Consider the following 20,396-nt stretch of genomic DNA (forward strand, 5'->3'; position numbering starts at 1 on the left):
CGAGGCTCTATCCTGTGATAAAATCGTTTATGGTAATAGTTAGCATACGGAATGATGAAAGAGTGGGGCAACCCACTCTTTTTGTTCGCAACTCGCTAGGCGCATGAAAAGTTGGATATGCCTGATGACGTATGCTGGTGATAGGCATACGTTTTTATTATGTGAAAAAGGAGGGACAGATGCTTGAGTAAAATTGTCTCTAGTAAAGTGGAACAATTGGTCCTTCCAATTGTAGACGACTTACAGCTTGAACTAGTAGAAGTAGAATACAAAAAAGAAGGGCCGAACTGGTTTTTACGCGTTTATATTGATTCAGATAAAGGCGTTGATCTAGATGACTGCGAAAAGGTCAGTGAAAAACTTAGTGAACAGCTAGACGAAGCGGACCCTATTAAAGAAGCTTATTTCCTTGAAGTGTCTTCACCAGGGGCGGAGCGTCCATTAAAGAAAAAAGCAGACGTGGAAAAAGCGGTTGGAAAAGGTGTTTACATTACAACTTACGAACCTTTAAATGGAGAAAAAACCTTTGAAGGGAAGCTGCAGGCTTTTGAAGATAATCAGCTTACTGTGGATACAAAAGTGAAAACACGTACTGTGACGTACACCATTCCTTACGATAAAATTGCGAATATCCGCTTATCGATTCTGTTCTAGGTTAAGAAAACGAAGGAGGTGCTTTCCATGAATAGCGAATTTATGGAAGCTTTAACAACCCTTGAAGCTGACAAAGGGATTAAAAAAGAAGTCATCATAGAAGCGATTGAAGCAGCACTTATTTCTGGTTATAAACGGAATTTTGGGCAAGCGCAAAACGTTCGTGTTGATGTAAACCGTACGAACGGGAGCATCCGTGTGTTTGCACGTAAAGTCGTGGTTGAAGAAGTGTTTGATAAAAGACTAGAAATATCAGAAGAAGAAGCACAAGGAATTAATCAAAACTTTGAAGTAGACGACGTCGTTGAAATTGAAGTTACGCCAAAAGATTTTGGTCGAATTGCTGCGCAAACGGCAAAACAAGTTGTCACACAGCGTGTGCGTGAAGCAGAGCGTGGCATCATTTATTCAGACTTTATTGATCGTGAAGAAGACATCATGAATGGAATTGTGCAAAGGCAGGATCACCGCTTTATTTATGTCGATCTTGGTAAAGTAGAGGCACTGTTACCATTAACAGAACAAATGCCGAATGAAGTATATCGCCACAATGATCGTATTAAGGCGTATATTACGAAAGTCGAAAAAACAACAAAAGGACCTCAAATTTTAATTTCTCGTACGCACCCGGGTTTATTAAAGCGGTTGTTTGAGCTAGAAGTACCAGAGATTTATGATGGAACCGTTGAAATTAAATCGGTATCACGAGAAGCTGGTGACCGCTCGAAGATTGCCGTTCACTCTGAAAATCCTGAAGTGGATTCTGTTGGTGCATGTGTTGGACAAAGAGGACAACGCGTTCAAACTATTGTGGACGAACTTAAAGGGGAAAAAATTGACATTGTTGAATGGTCTGACGATCCAGTTGTTTATATTGCAAATGCATTAAGCCCAGCAAAAGTGATGCGTGTGAATGTAAACGAAGAGGATAAAATGACTCAAGTGATCGTACCCGACTATCAGCTTTCTTTAGCGATCGGGAAGCGTGGTCAAAATGCGCGTTTAGCAGCTAAATTAACCGGTTGGAAAATCGATATTAAGAATGAAACAGAAGCTAGAGAGTTAGGTTTACTTGACGCTGAGGAAACCCTAGATGAAGATCTTCTTGGACAAGAGCAAGATTAATCGAATAAGGCGGGGGTCAAGATGAAGCAACGAAAAATACCGCTTAGAAAATGTATCGTTACTAACGAAATGAAGCCTAAAGGTGAACTGATTCGAATTGTCCGAACACCTGAAGGAACCGTAGAGCTAGATCCGACTGGAAAAAAGAACGGTCGTGGAGCCTACTTATCACACGATGAAGATGTATTTGAGCTGGCGAAAAAAAGAAATAGTTTGACACGACACTTACAAGTGAACGTAACGGCTGAAGTGTATGATCAGCTTTTAACTGATTTAAAGAAGGTTAAAAAGAAATGAACCCTAACCAACACTATTTATCATTACTCGGGCTTTGTATGCGTGCAGGCGAGCTTGTAACAGGTGAAGAATTAACGTTAGAAGCAGTCCGCAAAAAGAATGTAGCACTTGTCTTACTAGCTAGTGATGCAAGTGAGAATACAGCAAAAAAAGTGCGGGATAAATGTAGCTATTATCATGTTCCTCTTTTTGCAGTTAGTGATCGTTACGAACTCGGTTCTGCAATTGGGAAAGAAGCACGTGTTGTAATAGGCATACGAAGTAAAGGGTTTGCTAAGAAAATTGCTGCATTACTGAACCAATAATGGAGGTATGTATATGTCAAAAATGCGAATTCATGAATACGCAAAAGCAAATAATGTTCAAAGCAAACAATTAATCGAAAAGCTAAAAGCGATGGGTGAAACTGTGTCAAACCATATGTCGACTGTGGAAGAGGAGACATTAAAGAAAGCCAACCAACAAGTACAGGCTTCTGGAGGAAATGGAGATCAAAAAAGTATGAACAAAAAAACAGATGATCGACCGAACGATAAAAAACCAGCAGGCCAAGAACAGCGCGGCGCGCAAAAGCAAGGAAACGCGACTCAAGGTGGAAACCGTGGTCCAAATAACCGTGCCCAAGGGCAAGGAAATCGTCCTGGTGGTGGCGGAAACCGCAATCAAGGACGACCTGGAAATAACAACCGACGTAATCAAGGTCGTGGGAAGAAACGTGGCGGACCACAAAACCGTCCAAATCACCAACAAATGCCTTTACCTGAAAAAATTATGATTTCAGGTAGCTTAAGTGTAAGTGAGCTTGCAGCGAAACTACACCGTGAAGCATCTGAACTAATTAAAAAACTAATGAAGCTTGGTGTAATGGCCACTATCAATCAAGAACTCGATAAAGATACAATCGAATTACTTGCTGCCGATTACGGCGTAGCGGTGGAAGAAGAAGTGTTTGTGGATGAACTTGATATTGAGCTATATGATAGCGAAGATAAAGAAGAAGAACTGCAAGAGCGTCCGCCAGTTGTCACCATCATGGGTCACGTTGACCACGGGAAAACGACATTACTTGATTCTATTCGTAATACAAAAGTAACAGCAGGTGAAGCTGGTGGTATTACCCAGCATATCGGCGCGTATCAAATTGAGCAAAACAATAAAAAGATTACGTTCTTAGATACACCTGGACACGCCGCATTTACAACGATGCGTGCACGTGGTGCGCAAGTAACCGATATTGCAATTATTGTTGTAGCAGCTGATGATGGTGTAATGCCACAAACAAAAGAAGCGATTAGTCACGCAAAAGCAGCAGAAGTACCAATTATTATCGCTGTTAATAAAATGGATAAAGAAACTGCCAATCCTGACCGTGTTATGCAAGAATTAACAGAATACGAACTTGTGCCAGAAGCTTGGGGCGGGGATACTATTTTTGTTAACGTATCCGCATTGAATGGAGACGGCATTGACGAGTTGATCGAAATGATTCTACTTGTTTCAGAAGTAGAAGAGCTAAAAGCAAATCCTGATAAGCTTGCTACAGGTACTGTTGTTGAAGCACAGCTTGACAAAGGTCGTGGCCCTGTGGCAACACTTCTTGTTCAAAGTGGTACGTTAAACGTTGGAGATGCGGTTGTTGTCGGCAGCACATTCGGTCGTGTCCGTGCATTGGTAAATGATCTTGGTCGCCGTGTGAAAACGGTTGGTCCGTCTGCGCCAGTCGAGATAACAGGGTTAAATGAAGTTCCACAAGCAGGCGATCGTTTCCAAGCATTTAAAGACGAGAAAAAAGCGCGCCAGGTTGGTGAAGGCTTAATGGCTCGTTTCCGTGAACAAAACTTGTCTGAAACATCAAAAGTCAGCTTAGATGATCTCTTTAATCAAATCCAACAAGGGGATATTAAAGATATTAATGTCATCATTAAAGCGGACGTTCAAGGGTCTGTTGAAGCAATGAAAGGATCACTTGAAAAAATTGATGTCGCTGGCGTAAAAGTGAATATCATTCATACAGGCGCTGGTGCTATTACCGAGTCGGATATTATTTTAGCTTCTGCATCAAATGCCATCGTTATCGGTTTTAATGTTCGTCCTGATGTTAATGCGAAGCGAGTAGCTGAAGCCGAAAATGTAGATATTCGTCTACACCGTGTTATTTACAACGCAATTGATGAAATTGAACAAGCGATGAAAGGTGCACTTGACCCTGAGTTTGAAGAAAAAGTCATTGGTCAGGTAGAGGTGCGTACAACGTTCAAAGTATCGAAAATCGGTACCATTGCAGGTTCGTATGTAACGGAAGGGAAAATTACCCGTAACTCTGCTGTTCGCTTAATCCGTGACGGAATTGTTGTGTATGAAGGTGAACTGAACGCATTAAAACGCTTTAAAGATGATGCGAAAGAAGTTGCTGCAGGTTATGAATGTGGTATTACCCTTGAGAAGTTTAACGACATTAAAGAAGGCGACATTATTGAAGCCTACGTGATGGAAGAAGTTAAGCGCTAATGCACGTAGCGGTTGTCCGTTGTGAATGCTTTATCTTTATGGCGCAGTCATTAAAGGATAAACGATCTGTTGTTAAAAGCATTGTAACGAGAATGCGGCAACGTTTAAATGTTAGTGTTGCAGAAACTGACCATCAAAATGTATGGCAGCGAGCAGAACTAACCATCGCGGCAGTGAGTTCATCTAAACAAAGCGTTGAAACAGAACTGCAAAAAGCCCTCGATCTTCTTGATCGGCATGACGAGGCAGAGCGTACTTTAACCGACTGGGAATGGGTTTAATCTGTCCTAAAAAAGGGCACTCCATGGAAGTAGGATCGAATCAAACGGATTTGATGAATAGTCAGATTGATAGAGGTGAAAGTCATGGCGAACAATCGTGCTGAACGAGTTGGTGAACAAATCAAGAAAGAACTTAGCGACATTCTTCTACGTGAAATTAAAGATCCACGAGTTAAATTTGTCACCATAACAGGTGTTGATGTAACTGGTGATCTTCAACAAGCAACGGCTTTTATTACCATTCTTGGTGATGAAGAAGAACAAAAAGCAACGCTTGCTGGATTAGAAAAGGCAAAAGGGTTTATCCGTTCAGAGATCGGAAAAAGAATCCGTCTTCGAAAAACGCCAGAGCTAAGTTTTTCAATTGATGAATCAATTCAGTACGGAAATCGAATTGAGTCGCTTTTACGAGAAGTCAAAAGCGATAACGAAAGTCAGTAAAAAAAGTGGGGGTGGCAAACATTGCTATCCTCATTTTTTACATAACTTTAAGCGAAGGGAATCGTCTTAATGGATGCAGGAATAGTAGCTTTGTATAAACCAAGGGGAATGACATCACACGACTGCGTGAATCGTATTCGTCGGTTGTACAAAACAAAGAAAGTTGGTCACACAGGGACCCTAGACCCAGAAGTTGATGGGGTACTGCCTATTTGTATTGGCAAAGCGACAAAAGTGGCTGAGTATATGTCTGACTTCGATAAAACCTATAAAGGAGACGTTACATTAGGATTTACGACGACGACTGAGGATGCTTATGGAGAAGTAGTAGAACAACGTCCTGTTCTCCAATCTGTCTCCAAGAGCCAAATCGAAGCAGCCCTCACACAATTTCAAGGTGCTATCATGCAAACGCCTCCTTATTATTCGGCTGTTAAAGTAAATGGGAAAAGATTGTATGAATATGCAAGGAAAGGTATTGAAGTAGATAGACCGACGAGGCAAGTGAACATTCATGAGCTAACCTTAACACATGTAGAAGAAGCGAAGGATGACACCCAACGTTTTTCTTTTCATGTACGCTGCAGTAAAGGTACGTATGTACGTACGTTAGCAGTGGATATTGGTGATCTGCTTGGTTTCCCTGCCCATATGTCTTCTTTAACTAGGACGGCTTCCGGCTCATTTGAGCTAGCCAACACCATCACCTTTGAAACGTTAGAGAATCTAACGTTAGAAGAACGGTACGAGAAGCTGTTACCGTTTGATCATGCGCTAACAAACTTTCCAAGAAGAACGGCTGACCGTACTCTCGAAGAACGAATAAAAAATGGCGCTGTACTAGCGAACGAAGACCAAATTTTTGGAGACACGCGTTTTTTATTTTATAATGAGGATGGAGAATGTCTAGCGCTTTATCAACCTCACCCGACAAAAGAAGGATTGATAAAGCCAGTAAAGCTTTTCTCTCAGGCAGCAGGACTTTAGGAGGCTTATGGAATGAAGCTTATAAAAATTGATTTAGATCATATGAATAAACAAGAGTGGACGAGAGAAGCCACTCGTTCTGTTCTGGCAATAGGGTATTTTGATGGTGTTCATAAAGGGCATCAAACTGTTATAAAAAAAGCAATAAACGAAGCAAACGTACGAGGAATTGAAGCAGCAGTTATGACGTTCTTCCCTCATCCTAAAGAGGTTCTTGGAAATCCAGAAGTGCCTATGCGCTATTTAACTCCATTTGATTCAAAGATTGAGCGCTTAAAAGCTCTTGGTGTCGACAGAATTTATGCGGTTCGTTTCACGCCATCATTTTCTAAGTTAACACCGCAGCAATTTGTCGATGACTTTATTGTTTCCCTTCAGGTTGAGCATGTCGTTGCAGGGTTTGATTTTACATATGGTATAAAAGGTGCTGGAACGATGGAGCAGCTCGGCGCCTATGCAAACAAGCGCTTCACATATAGTACAATCCAAAAAGTAACGGATGAAGACGAAAAAATTTCATCGACACGTATTCGCCAAGAATTGGAGGAAGGCAACGTTCAAAAAGCATCATTTCTTCTTGGTTATCCTTATAAAGTAAAAGGAGAGGTCATCCATGGCGATGCAAGGGGACGTTTACTTGGCTTCCCGACTGCAAACGTGAGTGCTGCTGATCGCTATCATATACCGAAAACCGGTGTATATGTTGTTGCGTTTTATGTAAAGGGGAACAAGTATAACGGTATGGCTAATGTTGGTTACAAGCCGACTTTTGTAGACAATCTACCAGAACCAAGTGTGGAAGTGAATCTTTTTCATTTTGCTGAGGATATTTATGGAGAAATAGTTGAAGTGGAGTTCCTTAAGTGGATTCGAGCAGAACAGAAGTTTAACGGTATTGATGAGATCAAAGCTCAGCTCACCCGTGACAAAGAAACGAGTTTGCGATGGCTTGAGGAGAACATCCACTAAAGCACTTGCATTTTTACGAGCAACCGTCTATAATAACTAATGTTCGCTGAAGTTTTCAGTGGACAGCCCGCTTCTTGGCAAAGCGATTCACCAACGTTTGCTCGGAAACTAGGGTTACATTACAAGGAGGTGGCTCTAATGGCTTTAACACAAGAGCGTAAAAATGAACTAATTGCAGACTTCAAAACACACGACACGGACACTGGTTCTCCAGAAGTTCAAGTGGCGATTTTAACAGAGCAAATTAATTCATTAAACGATCATTTACGTACACACAAGAAAGATCACCACTCACGTCGCGGTCTTTTGAAAATGGTTGGACAACGTCGTAATTTGTTAACGTATTTGCGTAAAAAAGATGTTACGCGTTACCGTAACTTAGTTGACAAACTTGGCTTACGTCGATAAGGTTTGTAAAAGCGGGGGATGTTCTCCCGCTTTTTTCTTCATGTGAAAAACAATGGAATCTAAAAAACATTGAAACAGCTGTAATTCGCTCTTTTAAACTTAGGCTGTTTCGGTCATAATAAAGAATGAGAATTTTTTTAGATGTACGAGAGGAGTACACATACATGGATCAAGAACGTCACGAGTTTACAATCAACTGGGCTGGACGTACGTTCAGCGTTGAAGTTGGTCAACTCGCAAAACAAGCAAATGGTGCAGTTCTTGTCCGTTATGGTGAGACTGCGGTTTTATCGACAGCAACAGCGTCGAAGGAACCTAAAGATCTACCATTCTTTCCACTAACGGTCAATTATGAAGAACGTTTATATGCAGCAGGAAAAATACCAGGAGGGTTCATTAAACGTGAAGGGCGTCCAAGTGAACAAGCGATCTTAACAAGTCGTTTAATTGATCGTCCCATTCGTCCATTATTCCCCGATGGGTTTCGAAATGAAGTACAAGTCATTAGCATCGTCATGAGTTCTGATCAAAGCGCATCGTCTGAAATGGCTGCAATGATTGGTTCATCTCTTGCTTTATCTGTTTCAGATATTCCTTTCGGTGGCCCAATTGCTGGGGTAACGGTTGGTCGTATTAATGGTGAATTTATTATGAACCCTACTCCTGCTCAATTAGCAGAGAGTGATATTGAACTAATTGTTGCTGGTACTAAAGAAGCCATTAATATGGTTGAAGCAGGTGCAAAAGAAGTACCTGAAGAAGTGATGTTGGAAGCGATTCTAGCTGGTCATGAAAATATTAAAGAAATGATTGCGTTCCAAGAAAAAATTGTGGAAGCATGTGGAAAAGAAAAAAGCGAGCTGAAATTAAAAACATTTGATGCTGAGCTAGAAAATGCCCTTAGAGAAACTGTAGAGGCGCAAATTAAAGAAGCTGTTCGTGTGGAAGAAAAGCACGCTCGTCAAGATGCGATTGACGCTGTTATTAAAGCACAAGTAGAGCGTTATGAAGAAGACGAAACAGTTGAAGTAAGTGAAGTCAAAGGCATTTTACAAATGTTTGTAAAAGAAGAAGTTCGTCGTCTTATTACTGTTGATAAGGTTCGTCCTGATGGTCGCGGTGTAGACGAAATTCGCCCACTTGATTCACAGATTCATATGCTGCCACGTACACATGGTTCAGGTTTGTTTACACGTGGACAAACTCAAGCGTTAAGCATTTGTACTTTAGGTGCATTAGGGGATGTTCAGATTTTGGACGGCCTTGGCATTGAAGAAACGAAGCGTTTTATGCACCATTATAATTTCCCGCAATTTAGCGTTGGTGAAACAGGTCCTATTCGGGCTCCTGGACGTCGTGAAATTGGACACGGTGCATTAGGTGAACGAGCGCTTGAGCAAGTGATTCCTTCAGAGCAGGAGTTTCCTTACACGATCCGTCTTGTGTCAGAAGTGCTTGAATCAAACGGTTCAACGTCGCAAGCAAGTATTTGTGCGAGTACTCTTGCGATGATGGATGCTGGCGTTCCAATTAAAGCACCAGTAGCAGGTATCGCAATGGGTCTTGTGAAGCAAGGCGACCATATGACTGTCCTAACAGATATTCAAGGGATGGAAGATGCCTTAGGCGACATGGACTTTAAAGTAGCAGGTACAGCAACTGGTATTACTGCATTACAAATGGATATCAAAATTTCTGGTATAAACCGAGAAGTACTTGAACAAGCCCTTGAGCAAGCAAAACAAGGTCGCTTGAAAATTCTTGATAATATGTTAACGGCTATTCAAGAACCACGTAAAGAACTTTCGGACTATGCACCGAAAATTTTAACATTAGCCATTAATCCTGATAAGATTCGTGATGTGATTGGGCCAAGTGGGAAAGTCATCAATAAGATTATTGAAGAAACAAATGTAAAGATTGACATCGAACAGGATGGCACGGTTTACATTTCTTCCCTTGACGCTGAGATGAATCGAAAAGCAAAACAAATTATTGAAGACCTTGTACGTGAAGTTGAAGTTGGAAAGACGTATACAGGTAAAGTAAAGCGAATTGAAAAATTCGGTGCGTTCCTTGAAATTTTCAAAGGCAAAGATGGTTTACTGCATATTTCACAAATTGCGGAAGAACGAGTAAACAAAGTTGAGGACATCTTAAAATTAGGTGATGAGCTCGACGTTCGTGTAACGGAAATTGATAATCAAGGTCGTGTTAACTTGTCTCGCAAAGTTCTTTTAAAGGAACAGCGTGAGAAAGAAGAGAAAGCTCAAGAAGAACAATCAAACGAGCAAGAACAGTCGTAATAGATGGACTAGGAAAATTCCTAGTCTTTTTTGTTTGCTCATTCTAGTTGCCCTTCTTAAAACATAGACATGCTAAGAGAAGCATTTCCATGGTTAAGGAGGGGAATAAATGAAGCACAAAGTTATTCATGTTATCCTTTGTTCTATCGTTGTTATAGTAGCTCTTGTTGCAATCCAAAATCCATTTTCAAATCAATATGTAGAAACGGTTAAATTAAACGCATCGATGATGGTTGAAGCCATTGAAGATCCACTTTACGAAGCCATTCTTGAACACGCCAATAAAGTGAATATTCCGGCGATTGATGCGAGAATGGATCGTGTTTGGAAGGCAATGCCTGGATACAATGGACTAGAGGTTGACGTTGAAAAATCCTATGATAAGATGAAAGAATCTGGCACATTTAACCAATCGATGTTGATCTTTAAAGATGCTAAGCCAGAGGTACATTTAAGTGATTTAGACCCTGCACCCATTTATCGAGGAGTGTCAGAGAAACCAATGACTGCCATGCTTATTAATGTGGCTTGGGGAAATGAGTATATACCTGATATGCTTCAAACGCTTCGTCAGCACCAAGTCTATGCCACGTTCTTTTTAGATGGTTCTTGGGTAAAGAAAAATCCCCAATTAGCTGTGATGATAAAAGAAGAGGGACACGAGATTGGGAGTCATGCTTATTCCCACCCGCAAATGAGTAAACTAAGTATAGAAAAAATAGACGAAGAGCTAGAAAAAACAACAGAAGTAATTGAAGCAACAGTAGACGAAACACCTAAGTGGTTTGCCCCGCCTAGTGGTGATTATAATCAGCTTGTTGTTGATCGTGCTCATGCTCACGGTATGAATACGATTATGTGGACAGTCGATACGATTGATTGGAAGAAGCCTGAGGTTCAATCAATGGTCAATCGAGTTGTGCCAAAAATGGAAGCTGGATCAATGTTACTCATGCATCCAACGGAGTCATCATCACAAGGACTCGACGCGATGATAAAAGGGATCAAAGAGAAGAATTTACTAATAGGAACGGTTTCTGACTTGATGAGCGAAAACCGTTTACCGCGAAACATGGAAGTAGACATCAATGGGGGTTCAAGTAGTGATTAATAAAAGAGAGCTAAGTAACGGTGTACGAATTATGGCTGAAAAAAATAATACAGTCCGTTCAGTAGCAATTGGCATATGGGTGAAAACAGGTTCTCGTAATGAAGACAATGAACAGAATGGTATTTCTCATTTTATTGAGCACATGTTGTTTAAAGGAACAAAAACGAGATCCCCACAAGAGATAGCAGAAGCTTTTGACCGTATAGGCGGACAAGTAAACGCCTTTACTGCAAAAGAATATACATGTTATTACGCCAAAGTGCTAGATGAACATGCCCACATTGCTGTAGACGTATTACAAGATATGTTTTTTCACTCTGTGTTCGACGAGCAAGAAATAGAACGAGAAAAAAATGTCGTGTTAGAAGAAATACGAATGGTAGAAGATACGCCAGACGACCTTGTTCATGAGCTGTTAAGTGAAGCATCGTTTGGTCAGTCGACTTTAGCAAACCCGATTTTAGGAACTGAAGAAACCCTTGCTAGCTTTACTAGAGAGCAAATTTTATCGTATATGGACAACTACTATGTAGGTGAGCGTGTTGTGATCTCGGTAGCCGGTCATTATCAAGAAGATTTGCTAGCGCAATTAGAAGATACGTTTTCAGCTGTCCCTTCTGCTAATAAGCAACACCAGACCCGGAAAGCCATGTTTCTTCCTGTACAAAAGCATTTGCAAAAAGAAACAGAGCAAGCTCACCTTTGCTTAGCCTATCCCGGTCTTGAAGTGGGCTCCGATCAAATGTTTAATTTAATTTTATTAAATAATGCTTTAGGTGGAAGTATGTCGAGTCGTTTGTTTCAAGAAATAAGGGAAGAGCGAGGATTATGTTATTCTGTGTTTTCCTATCACTCTGCCTATGAAAACATCGGCTCGGTTACTGTGTATGCAGGTACACAAATGAATCAGCTTCAAGCTTTATCTGAATCAATGAGCAACGTATTAGTGCAACTGCAAGCAGGTGGGTTAACAATAAAAGAATTAGAGAATGGAAAAGAACAGCTAAAAGGCAGTCTTATGCTAGGACTGGAAAGTACAAGTAGCCGTATGAGCCGGAATGGAAAAAACGAGTTACTCTTAAAGAAACACCAAAGTTTAGATGAGCTACTAAATCGAATTAACGATATTTCTTTAGATGATGTGAACGAATTAGCTCATCAACTATTTAAAGATGCTCCTGCTTTATCCATTGTTTCACCAAGCGAAACAATGCCAGATACAATCTTTACGAGATAGTCTAGAATAGCGACAAGCCTCATACGATGAAGAAAGAGGTGAGCGTGATGCGATTAAGCGAAATTGCCAACAAAGAAATTATTGATTTTGAAAAAGGGGAACGGCTCGGCATTTTAGGTCAAACAGATGTGTTGTTAGATGAGCAATCAGGTGATATCCATGCGTTTGTTGTTCCGGTTTCCAAGTGGTATCAATTTAATCGTAAAGATAAAGAAGTGACCGTTTACTGGCAGCAAATAAAAAAGATCGGTCAAGATATGATTATTATTGATACACAATCCTTAAGAAATTAAATACGTGAGCTACGACGTTGCCTTTAAAAGCGTTGTAAGAAAGCTAGAAGTCTGTCATTTGTGACAGGCTTTTTCTGTTTGCACGGAATTGTTTTTCAAGACATATGGTAGAGAAGCACGGATAAATCGTGACGGGTAATCGAACGAGTAGGAGGGCCAATCATGCTTACAGGAATTCATGTTGTAATGATCGGTGGCGACGCAAGGCAGATTGAAATTGTTCGAAAACTATCAACATTGGATGCACGTGTTTCTCTTGTTGGATTTGAACAGATAGAAGCTGGCTTTATCGGGGTTAGTAAAGAAGAGATGGATGATATTGACTGGAAAACCGTTGAAGCGATCTTGTTACCGGTAGGAGGCATCGGTAATGATGGTTTTATTAATAGTGTATTCTCCTCCAATAAAATCAAGATAGAGGCTAAGCATTTAAAGCAAACACCGGAGTCATGCACCATTTTTACAGGAATTACGTCTAATCGATTAGAGAAAGTGGCAAGCCAAGCAAAACGAGAGATTGTGGTACTCATGAACAGAGATGATGTGGCAATCTACAATTCCATACCAACAGCAGAAGGTGCTGTTATGTTTGTTATTCAGCATACGGATTCAACCATTCATGGTGCCAATGTCGCTATATTAGGACTTGGTCGAATTGGAATGACCCTTGCTACTACATTTAAAACGTTAGGTGCAAACGTCTCTGTAGGCGATAAAGAGTCAGCATCACTTGCGAGAGCCTTTCAACTAGGTATGAAGCCGTTTCATTTAGATGACATAAAACAGGCACTAAAACAAGTAGACGTAGTCATCAATACAATTCCAGCAAAAATTGTAACCTCAAGCGTATTAACTGAAATGATGCAGCATGCGTTTCTATTAGATTTAGCGTCAAAACCAGGTGGCATTGACCATGATTATGCCCAAAAACGAGGATTGAAATCCATGATTGTTCCAGGGTTGCCAGGTATGGTAGCGCCAAAAACAGCTGGAAAAATTCTTGCCAATGTAATGAGTGATTTATTGCTTGAACAAACACGCGCCCAATAAGAAGGAAAAGGAGTTTAAAACATGTTAAAAGGTAAACATATTGGATTTGGTTTAACAGGCTCCCACTGCACATATGAAGCTGTGTATCCTCAAATTGAAAAACTCGTCCAGTTAGGAGCAAAAGTATCCCCTTTTTTAACTTATACGGTTGAGCATACGGATACAAAGTTTGGGGATAGTGAAGATTGGATGAAACGGTTAAAAAGCATTACACAAGAACCGTTCGTCAACTCTATGGTCAAGGCAGAGCCGTTCGGACCAAAAACACCGTTAGACTTAATGATTATTGCACCAATTACAGGGAATTCAATCTCAAAATTTGCAAATGCCATGACTGATTCTCCTGTTCTAATGGGGGCCAAATCCACCCTGCGAAATGGTAAACCGGTCTTATTAGGGATCTCGACAAATGATGGTCTTGGTTTAAATGGAGTGAACATTATGAGGTTGATGGCAACGAAAAATATTTTCTTTATCCCTTATGGTCAGGATGACTATAAGAAAAAGCCTAATTCTCTTGTTGCAGACATGAATCAGCTTGTTCCAGCGGCGGAAGCAGCGCTTTCTTACACTCAACTTCAGCCCGTTCTAACGACGGAACCACAAAAATAGGCGCAGGACAGTTGCGTCTTGCTCTTAAATCCCGTAAAGTTTAGTAGAGGACAAAGATAAAGAAGATCCACTGCTGAACTTTAGGGAGGAAGAATACCATGACGAACAAATCTTATCAATTAGCCGTTGTCGGTGCTACAGGTGCGGTTGGACAACAAATGTTAAAAACACTTGAAGAGCGTGATTTTCCAATATCCACTCTTAAACTATTATCTTCAAAACGATCAGCTGGTAAAACAATTACGTTTCGCGGTCAGCCGTATACAGTTGAGGAAGCAACACCAGCATCATTTGAAGGGATCGATATTGCACTTTTTTCTGCTGGCGGTTCTGTATCAAAAGCATTAATTCCAGAAGCCGTTAAACGCGGTGTTGTTTGTGTAGATAATACAAGTGCGTTCCGCATGGATAAAGATGTACCACTTGTGGTTCCAGAAGTGAACGAACACGATTTACAGTCGCATCAAGGGGTTATCGCGAATCCAAACTGTTCAACCATTCAAATGGTGGTTGCCCTTGAGCCTATTCGCCAAGCGTACGGCTTAAATAAGGTAGTTGTTTCAACTTACCAAGCGGTTTCAGGCGCGGGTCTTGATGCTGTAGAAGAGATGGAAGCTCAAACAAAAGCGGTACTTGCTGGAGAAGAAGCGTCTGCATCGGTATTGCCCGTTTCAGGTGATAAAAATCATTATCAAATTGCCTTTAATGCCATTCCACAAATTGACTTGTTTCAAGAGAATGGATTTACCTTTGAAGAAATGAAAATGATCAATGAAACTAAGAAAATTATGCATTTGCCTTCTCTTGAAGTGGCAGCGACTTGTGTGCGATTGCCAATTGAAACAGGTCACTCAGAGTCGGTCTATTTCGAAACAGAAAAAAGTGGTGCATCTGCAGCAGAAGTAAAAGAACGGTTAAGCAATGCTCCTGGTGTCACGTTGCAAGATGATCCGACTAATCAAGTTTATCCAATGGTTACAACAGCGGTTGGTAAGCCTGATGTATTCGTTGGTCGCATTCGTAAAGATTTAGATCGTGATAACGGTTTTCATGCATGGATCGTATCTGACAATCTATTAAAAGGTGCTGCATGGAATTCTGTTCAAATTGCGGAAAGTCTTATTAAATTGAATCTGATAAAAAAGCAGGCATAAGTATGAAGAAGATCATTGTACAAAAATTTGGCGGCACATCAGTAAAATCCAAGGAATCACGAGATCTTGCGATAAAACATGTTCAAAATGCAGTAAATGATGGCTACAAAGTCGTTGTGGTCGTATCGGCAATGGGACGAAGTGGTGATCCTTATGCAACGGATACTTTGCTTTCATTAGTTCATAAAGCTCATATTTCAAAGCGTGAGCAAGACATGCTCGTATCGTGTGGTGAAACCATTTCAGCGGTTGTGTTTTCAGAGCAACTAAACGCTCACGGTGTTCAGGCAGAAGCGATGACTGGGGCAAAGGCTGGTTTTGTAACAAACGAAGAATTCCAAAATGCAAAAATAAGAGAAATGAAATGCGACCATTTGTTAAAGACATTAGAGTCGTGTGATGTTGCGGTTGTAACAGGCTTTCAAGGTCAGTCTAAGAGTGGTGAAACGACGACCCTTGGTCGTGGAGGTAGTGACACGTCTGCTACGGCAATAGGTGCTGCCATCCAAGCCGATTACGTTGATATCTTTACGGATGTTGAAGGGGTGATGACAGCTGATCCTCGTATTGTTAAAGATGCTCGAGCGCTTGAATCAATGTCCTACAATGAGATTTGTAATATGGCATATCAAGGCGCAAAAGTGATCCATCCAAGAGCAGTAGAGATAGCGATGCAGGCGAAAATTCCAATTCGCGTTCGGTCTACGTATTCTGATTCAGAAGGAACGTTAGTCAATTCAGGGGTTTTAAATCATGGAATGGATATTCATGAACGAATGATTACAGGTATCGCTCATGTGTCTAATGTAACGCAGATTAAAGTTTCGGCCAAAGAGGGACAATTTGATTTACAAGAGAATGTGTTTAAATCGATGGCGAAAGCGGGAATTAGTGTTGATTTTATAAATATAAGCCCTAGCGGCGTTATGTATACGGTCTTAGACGAAGCGGCAGACGATGCTTTACGAATCTTAACAGAGTTAGGCTACAAGCCACAGCTTCAGCGAGGGTGCGCAAAAGTATCCGCTGTTGGGGCAGGAATGACAGGTGTGCCTGGTGTTGCTGCGCGTATTGTTTCGGCTTTAAGCGGGGAAAACATTCAAATCTTACAATCCGCTGATTCGCACACAACCATTTGGGTTCTCGTTAAAAATGAAGATATGAGCAAAGCAGTGAATGCTCTTCACAAAATGTTTCAACTTAATGAAGTCATCACGTAATTCCGTTAGCGCGTAAATGGAGGGATTGCAAGTGAAACCTACTGGGAAGTACGGACCACTCTGGACGGCGATGGTAACACCGTTTCATGAGAATGGGTCAATTGATTTTAAAGCGTCTGAATCGTTAATAGATCATTTAATAGCCACCGGTACAGATGTACTTGTGGTTGCTGGCACTACGGGTGAGTCCCCGTTTTTAACCCTTGAAGCATGTGAGCAGTTGTTTCGCTTTTGTGTGAAGTATGTAAACGGTAGAGTGCCAATCGTCGCTGGTACAGGAACGAATTCGACTAAAACAACAGTTGAACGATCGCTAATGGCGGAAGAAACAGGTGTAGATGCAATTATGCTTGTGACACCTTACTACAATAAGCCTTCACAAGACGGGTTGTATGCTCATTTTCAACATGTGGCAACGAAAACGTCGCTACCAATTATGCTTTATAATGTTCCAGGCCGCACAGGTTGCCATTTAGAAGCTGAAACAGTCATTCGATTATCGACTATTGACTCAATTGTTGCCATTAAAGAAGCGAGTGGGGATTTGGAACAAATAGCGGCGATCATTGAAGGAACGCCAGACTCATTTGCAGTATATAGCGGCGATGATGGACTAACATTACCCGTTCTAGCCATTGGTGGAGACGGCATTGTGTCTGTTGCTTCCCACGTGCTCGGACAGGAAATGAAACAAATGGTTAACGCATTTCTTACAGGACAGAAAGAAGACGCTGCAAAGGCCCATCGACAATTACTGCCAGCGATGAAAGCGATGTTCTTAGCTCCGAATCCTAGTTGTGTTAAATATGCTCTAAATCAGCTAGGTGTAAACGTTGGTAATGTACAGCTACCGTTAATTCCACTAAATGAGCTGGAAAAGAAACAAGTGGATTATGCTTTAGCAACTTTCGCAACGATGAAAAATAAAGCAGAATTGAATTAAATGTGAGGCATGTGGAGCAAACCATTTCTTGTTGCTCTGCATGTCTTTTTTTGTTTAGTAAATGGGAGAGTGTGCGCTTGTCGAAAAAAGAAACCATTTGAAAAGGATCGATAATTTTTGTCGGAGAATCGGTGTTCGAGGAAAGGCTCTTGTTTTTAACTAGAAAATTAAGGTATACTAGTTTTCAAGTGATGCGTTCGGGTAAGGTGAGAAGATCACCATCTATTCTTTTTTTCATTGTTAACGGGGACTGTACGAAAGACTGTGTGTCTATCTTTTGAAGCTTGTGTAGTATGAATATTGCCATTCATTTCAGGGACATTAGGCAAATGCTGATGAGCGGTTCAAAAGGTTTTTAGCGCTGTGCTTTCTAGATGTTTCTTTAACGGTGACCTAATAATGAACCTAGTATACGCGTGATTACGTTCTGATCAATAAATAAAATAGAGAATCTAACCAATTATTTAGGAGGATAAATCATTGTCTAAGCAAGAAATAGAAAACGGAAAAGTCCGAGTGTTTGCCCTCGGAGGTGTAGGAGAAATTGGAAAAAACATGTACGGCATTGAAGTCGATGAAGACATTATTGTTGTTGATGCTGGGTTAATGTTCCCTGACGATGACATGCTTGGTGTCGACATCGTCATTCCAGATGTTTCGTACTTAGTAGAAAACGAAGAACGAGTAAAAGGAATTATTTTAACACATGGTCATGAAGACCACATTGGTGGCTTGTCTTATGTGTTAAAGAAAATAAATGTGCCTGTCTATGGTACAAAATTAACCCTAGGTTTAGTAGAAGAAAAATTAAAAGAAGCAGGCATTTTAAAAGAAACCACCCTTCGCTTAATTGATTCTAATTCAAGAGTAAAACTAGGGAAAACACCTGTATCATTTTTCCGTACAAGCCATAGTATCCCTGATTGTGTAGGCGTATGTATTGAAACATCTCAAGGTGCAGTGGTTCATACGGGAGACTTTAAGTTTGACCAAACACCAGTTGATGGAAAACATGCTGAAATTGGTAAAATGGCGGCAATTGGTCAAAAAGGTGTACTCTGCTTACTTTCAGACTCAACGAACGCAGAACGACCAGGAACGACGAAGTCTGAAGCAGAAGTCGGTATTGGTATTAAAGATGTATTTGCACGAACATCAGGACGTTTAATTGTTACCTCTTTCGCTTCAAATGTGCACCGCTTACAGCAAGTGATTCAAGCGACAGCTGCTGCGAACCGTAAATTGTCCATCGTTGGAAAGAGTATGGTTCGCGTCATTACCATTGCTTCTAAGTTAGGCTATTTAAAGATGCCTAAGGATCTGGTTATCGATATTGATGAAGTCAATCGCTATAAGCCAGAGCAAGTTGTCATTTTAACTACAGGTAGCCAAGGGGAGCCAATGTCTGCTTTGACACGGATGGCAAGAGGCGCGCACCGTCACATTACCATAACAGAAAATGACACGGTTATTATTGCGGCGTCTGCGATTCCAGGGAATGAAAAAAGCGTTTCTTCTGTCATTGATCAACTTCATCGGATTGGTGCTGATGTTGTTTATGGGTCGCAGGCTGTACACGCTTCAGGTCATGGTTCTCAAGAAGAACTCAAGCTAATGCTTAATTTAATGAAGCCGAAATATTTCTTGCCTATTCACGGTGAGATTCGTATGCAGCACGCTCACAGAGACCTAGGAATGAACGTTGGTATAAAGCCGGAGCGTATTTATATCGTTGAAAAAGGTGAAGTGGTCGAGTTTTCAAACAATCAAGCACGCCGCGCAGGGAAAGTTCCTTCTGGACACGTCCTTATTGATGGTCTTGGGGTTGGTGACGTTGGTAATATTGTGTTAAGAGATCGTCGTTTGCTTTCAAAAGATGGAATTCTTGTTGTTGTTGTTACATTAAACAAAAAGACAAGTACGATTGTGTCTGGTCCAAATATTATTTCTCGTGGTTTTGTATATGTACGTGAATCGGAAGCCTTACTTGATCAGTCTAACGAGTTGGTGTCGTCGATTTTACAAAAGTGTGTGACGGAAAATGTAAGCGAGTGGTCTAGTTTAAAGAGCAACATTCGCGAAGGGCTAAGCCGATTCTTGTTTGAAAAAACAAAGCGTCGTCCAATGATCTTACCAATTATTATGGAAGTGTAATAAAAGGAAGAGGCTGGGAAAAAAAGTAGATAGACAGACCAAAATGACGAACATTCCTGAAAATAGGAACGTTCGTCGTTTGTTTTATATGGAAATTAGCTGAAGGAGAATACGAAGACTCCTGGGGGATCAGCACGTGTCTGAAGACTCTGGAGTGGCGGTTTTCCACGGAGGAGGCTGAGGCCGTGTCCCCGGAAAGCGAAGGATTCTCCTGTAGCGGTGCTACTCAGCATATTTTAGACTATTCGTCCTTTCAAATACTACTTTTCGTTATGTCCCAGCCTCTTTCCTACGTTTAGTCAATAGGGTTTTTATAATAATTCTGATGATGTTATTTTTAAATCTAGGCATAGGAAATAAACCTTATCCCTGTCTATTTTTAAATAAGGTTCCTATGGTATACTACAGTTATTGGTCCATTGAGACCGCGTGCGAGTAATCGTACTCTGTATGATTCCTAGCCATGGAATACATACACTTTATGAGCTTGTTCATACAAGCGACAACGGCAACCTTGTCCTTCTTGGGGGTAGGTTGCTTTTTTAATTTGTAATAATACTCGACAATATGATTAGGAGCTGCTTTCTGCTGGCGGATCATGTTCCGAATGATGAGATATAAAATCTTTCTCCCTTTGGGATTTCCA

20 protein-coding genes and 1 pseudogene are annotated in these 20,396 nt (G+C 40.9%); 20 read left to right on the forward strand and 1 reads right to left on the reverse strand.

Annotation, left to right across the window (positions count from 1 at the left end):
- Positions 1–183 precede the first annotated feature (183 nt).
- From rimP to BK583_RS09225, 20 genes are all read left to right on the forward strand, one after another.
- A complete protein-coding gene (rimP, locus tag BK583_RS09130; RefSeq protein WP_038480669.1) occupies positions 184–654 on the forward strand; it encodes a ribosome maturation factor RimP in 471 nt (156 codons plus the stop codon).
- Between the two features lie 27 nt (positions 655–681).
- A complete protein-coding gene (gene nusA, locus BK583_RS09135; protein ID WP_038480667.1) occupies positions 682–1,779 on the forward strand; it encodes a transcription termination factor NusA in 1,098 nt (365 codons plus the stop codon).
- A 21-nt stretch (positions 1,780–1,800) separates the two neighbouring features.
- Positions 1,801–2,076 (forward strand): RNase P modulator RnpM, encoded by a 276-nt coding sequence (gene rnpM / locus BK583_RS09140; protein WP_038480664.1) that lies wholly within the window; start codon positions 1,801–1,803, stop codon positions 2,074–2,076.
- On the forward strand, positions 2,073–2,381 hold the full coding sequence (locus BK583_RS09145; RefSeq protein ID WP_035398481.1) for a YlxQ family RNA-binding protein: 309 nt from the start codon (positions 2,073–2,075) through the stop codon (positions 2,379–2,381). The genes rnpM and BK583_RS09145 overlap by 4 nt, the downstream gene beginning before the upstream one ends.
- A 13-nt stretch (positions 2,382–2,394) precedes the next feature.
- Positions 2,395–4,584 carry a translation initiation factor IF-2 gene (gene infB, locus BK583_RS09150; protein ID WP_038480661.1) on the forward strand — a complete coding sequence of 730 codons (2,190 nt, stop codon included), beginning with the start codon at positions 2,395–2,397 and terminating at the stop codon, positions 4,582–4,584.
- Complete coding sequence (locus BK583_RS09155; protein WP_055735318.1) at positions 4,584–4,865, forward strand: DUF503 domain-containing protein; 282 nt, start codon at positions 4,584–4,586, stop codon at positions 4,863–4,865. The genes infB and BK583_RS09155 overlap by 1 nt, the downstream gene beginning before the upstream one ends.
- Positions 4,866–4,949: 84 nt before the next feature.
- The gene (rbfA, locus tag BK583_RS09160) at positions 4,950–5,306 is read left to right on the forward strand and encodes a 30S ribosome-binding factor RbfA (protein WP_055735319.1); all 357 of its coding nucleotides are present in this window, start codon (positions 4,950–4,952) and stop codon (positions 5,304–5,306) included.
- A gap of 69 nt (positions 5,307–5,375) precedes the next feature.
- Complete coding sequence (truB, locus tag BK583_RS09165; protein ID WP_038480654.1) at positions 5,376–6,293, forward strand: tRNA pseudouridine(55) synthase TruB; 918 nt, start codon at positions 5,376–5,378, stop codon at positions 6,291–6,293.
- A 12-nt stretch (positions 6,294–6,305) separates the two neighbouring features.
- A complete protein-coding gene (locus tag BK583_RS09170) occupies positions 6,306–7,262 on the forward strand; it encodes a bifunctional riboflavin kinase/FAD synthetase (RefSeq protein WP_055735320.1) in 957 nt (318 codons plus the stop codon).
- 138 nt (positions 7,263–7,400) lie between these two features.
- Complete coding sequence (gene rpsO / locus BK583_RS09175) at positions 7,401–7,670, forward strand: 30S ribosomal protein S15 (RefSeq protein ID WP_035398469.1); 270 nt, start codon at positions 7,401–7,403, stop codon at positions 7,668–7,670.
- 164 nt (positions 7,671–7,834) lie between these two features.
- A complete protein-coding gene (gene pnp / locus BK583_RS09180; protein ID WP_038480648.1) occupies positions 7,835–9,976 on the forward strand; it encodes a polyribonucleotide nucleotidyltransferase in 2,142 nt (713 codons plus the stop codon).
- A 109-nt stretch (positions 9,977–10,085) separates the two neighbouring features.
- The gene (locus BK583_RS09185; RefSeq protein WP_055735321.1) at positions 10,086–11,087 is read left to right on the forward strand and encodes a polysaccharide deacetylase family protein; all 1,002 of its coding nucleotides are present in this window, start codon (positions 10,086–10,088) and stop codon (positions 11,085–11,087) included.
- The gene (locus tag BK583_RS09190) at positions 11,080–12,324 is read left to right on the forward strand and encodes a M16 family metallopeptidase (RefSeq protein ID WP_038480641.1); all 1,245 of its coding nucleotides are present in this window, start codon (positions 11,080–11,082) and stop codon (positions 12,322–12,324) included. Before BK583_RS09185 ends, BK583_RS09190 begins: the two co-directional genes overlap by 8 nt.
- 47 nt (positions 12,325–12,371) lie before the next feature.
- A complete protein-coding gene (locus BK583_RS09195; RefSeq protein WP_035398935.1) occupies positions 12,372–12,617 on the forward strand; it encodes a YlmC/YmxH family sporulation protein in 246 nt (81 codons plus the stop codon).
- 162 nt (positions 12,618–12,779) lie between these two features.
- Positions 12,780–13,667: a dipicolinic acid synthetase subunit A gene (dpaA, locus tag BK583_RS09200; protein ID WP_055735322.1), complete on the forward strand. Its 888-nt coding sequence runs from the start codon at positions 12,780–12,782 to the stop codon at positions 13,665–13,667.
- 21 nt (positions 13,668–13,688) lie between these two features.
- Positions 13,689–14,279, forward strand: coding sequence for a dipicolinate synthase subunit B (dpaB, locus tag BK583_RS09205; RefSeq protein ID WP_038480633.1), 591 nt, complete (start codon positions 13,689–13,691; stop codon positions 14,277–14,279).
- A gap of 98 nt (positions 14,280–14,377) precedes the next feature.
- Positions 14,378–15,433: an aspartate-semialdehyde dehydrogenase gene (asd, locus tag BK583_RS09210; RefSeq protein WP_038480630.1), complete on the forward strand. Its 1,056-nt coding sequence runs from the start codon at positions 14,378–14,380 to the stop codon at positions 15,431–15,433.
- Positions 15,434–15,435: 2 nt separating this feature from the next.
- The gene (gene dapG, locus BK583_RS09215; RefSeq protein WP_055735323.1) at positions 15,436–16,653 is read left to right on the forward strand and encodes an aspartate kinase; all 1,218 of its coding nucleotides are present in this window, start codon (positions 15,436–15,438) and stop codon (positions 16,651–16,653) included.
- 70 nt (positions 16,654–16,723) lie between these two features.
- A complete protein-coding gene (gene dapA, locus BK583_RS09220) occupies positions 16,724–17,596 on the forward strand; it encodes a 4-hydroxy-tetrahydrodipicolinate synthase (RefSeq protein WP_371836641.1) in 873 nt (290 codons plus the stop codon).
- A 480-nt stretch (positions 17,597–18,076) separates the two neighbouring features.
- Complete coding sequence (locus tag BK583_RS09225; protein ID WP_038480624.1) at positions 18,077–19,750, forward strand: ribonuclease J; 1,674 nt, start codon at positions 18,077–18,079, stop codon at positions 19,748–19,750.
- Positions 19,751–20,158: 408 nt separating this feature from the next.
- Here BK583_RS09225 and BK583_RS21060 read toward each other — a convergent pair.
- A pseudogene (locus BK583_RS21060) lies at positions 20,159–20,396 on the reverse strand (IS110 family RNA-guided transposase); the annotation flags it as partial.

This window comes from Shouchella oshimensis (genome assembly GCF_002019765.1).
GTDB classification, from domain to species: domain Bacteria; phylum Bacillota; class Bacilli; order Bacillales; family Bacillaceae_D; genus Shouchella; species Shouchella oshimensis.

Excerpts from the sequence above, each read along its gene's own strand:
- nusA (WP_038480667.1), top strand. The coding sequence starts at position 682 with ATGAATAGCGAATTTATGGAAGCTTTAACAACCCTTGAAGCTGACAAA.
- rnpM (WP_038480664.1), top strand. The coding sequence starts at position 1,801 with ATGAAGCAACGAAAAATACCGCTTAGAAAATGTATCGTTACTAACGAA.
- BK583_RS09145 (WP_035398481.1), top strand. The coding sequence starts at position 2,073 with ATGAACCCTAACCAACACTATTTATCATTACTCGGGCTTTGTATGCGT.
- infB (WP_038480661.1), top strand. The coding sequence starts at position 2,395 with ATGTCAAAAATGCGAATTCATGAATACGCAAAAGCAAATAATGTTCAA.
- BK583_RS09155 (WP_055735318.1), top strand. The coding sequence starts at position 4,584 with ATGCACGTAGCGGTTGTCCGTTGTGAATGCTTTATCTTTATGGCGCAG.
- rbfA (WP_055735319.1), top strand. The coding sequence starts at position 4,950 with ATGGCGAACAATCGTGCTGAACGAGTTGGTGAACAAATCAAGAAAGAA.
- truB (WP_038480654.1), top strand. The coding sequence starts at position 5,376 with ATGGATGCAGGAATAGTAGCTTTGTATAAACCAAGGGGAATGACATCA.
- BK583_RS09170 (WP_055735320.1), top strand. The coding sequence starts at position 6,306 with ATGAAGCTTATAAAAATTGATTTAGATCATATGAATAAACAAGAGTGG.
- rpsO (WP_035398469.1), top strand. The coding sequence starts at position 7,401 with ATGGCTTTAACACAAGAGCGTAAAAATGAACTAATTGCAGACTTCAAA.
- pnp (WP_038480648.1), top strand. The coding sequence starts at position 7,835 with ATGGATCAAGAACGTCACGAGTTTACAATCAACTGGGCTGGACGTACG.
- BK583_RS09185 (WP_055735321.1), top strand. The coding sequence starts at position 10,086 with ATGAAGCACAAAGTTATTCATGTTATCCTTTGTTCTATCGTTGTTATA.
- BK583_RS09195 (WP_035398935.1), top strand. The coding sequence starts at position 12,372 with ATGCGATTAAGCGAAATTGCCAACAAAGAAATTATTGATTTTGAAAAA.
- dpaA (WP_055735322.1), top strand. The coding sequence starts at position 12,780 with ATGCTTACAGGAATTCATGTTGTAATGATCGGTGGCGACGCAAGGCAG.
- dpaB (WP_038480633.1), top strand. The coding sequence starts at position 13,689 with ATGTTAAAAGGTAAACATATTGGATTTGGTTTAACAGGCTCCCACTGC.
- asd (WP_038480630.1), top strand. The coding sequence starts at position 14,378 with ATGACGAACAAATCTTATCAATTAGCCGTTGTCGGTGCTACAGGTGCG.
- dapG (WP_055735323.1), top strand. The coding sequence starts at position 15,436 with ATGAAGAAGATCATTGTACAAAAATTTGGCGGCACATCAGTAAAATCC.
- dapA (WP_371836641.1), top strand. The coding sequence starts at position 16,724 with ATGGTAACACCGTTTCATGAGAATGGGTCAATTGATTTTAAAGCGTCT.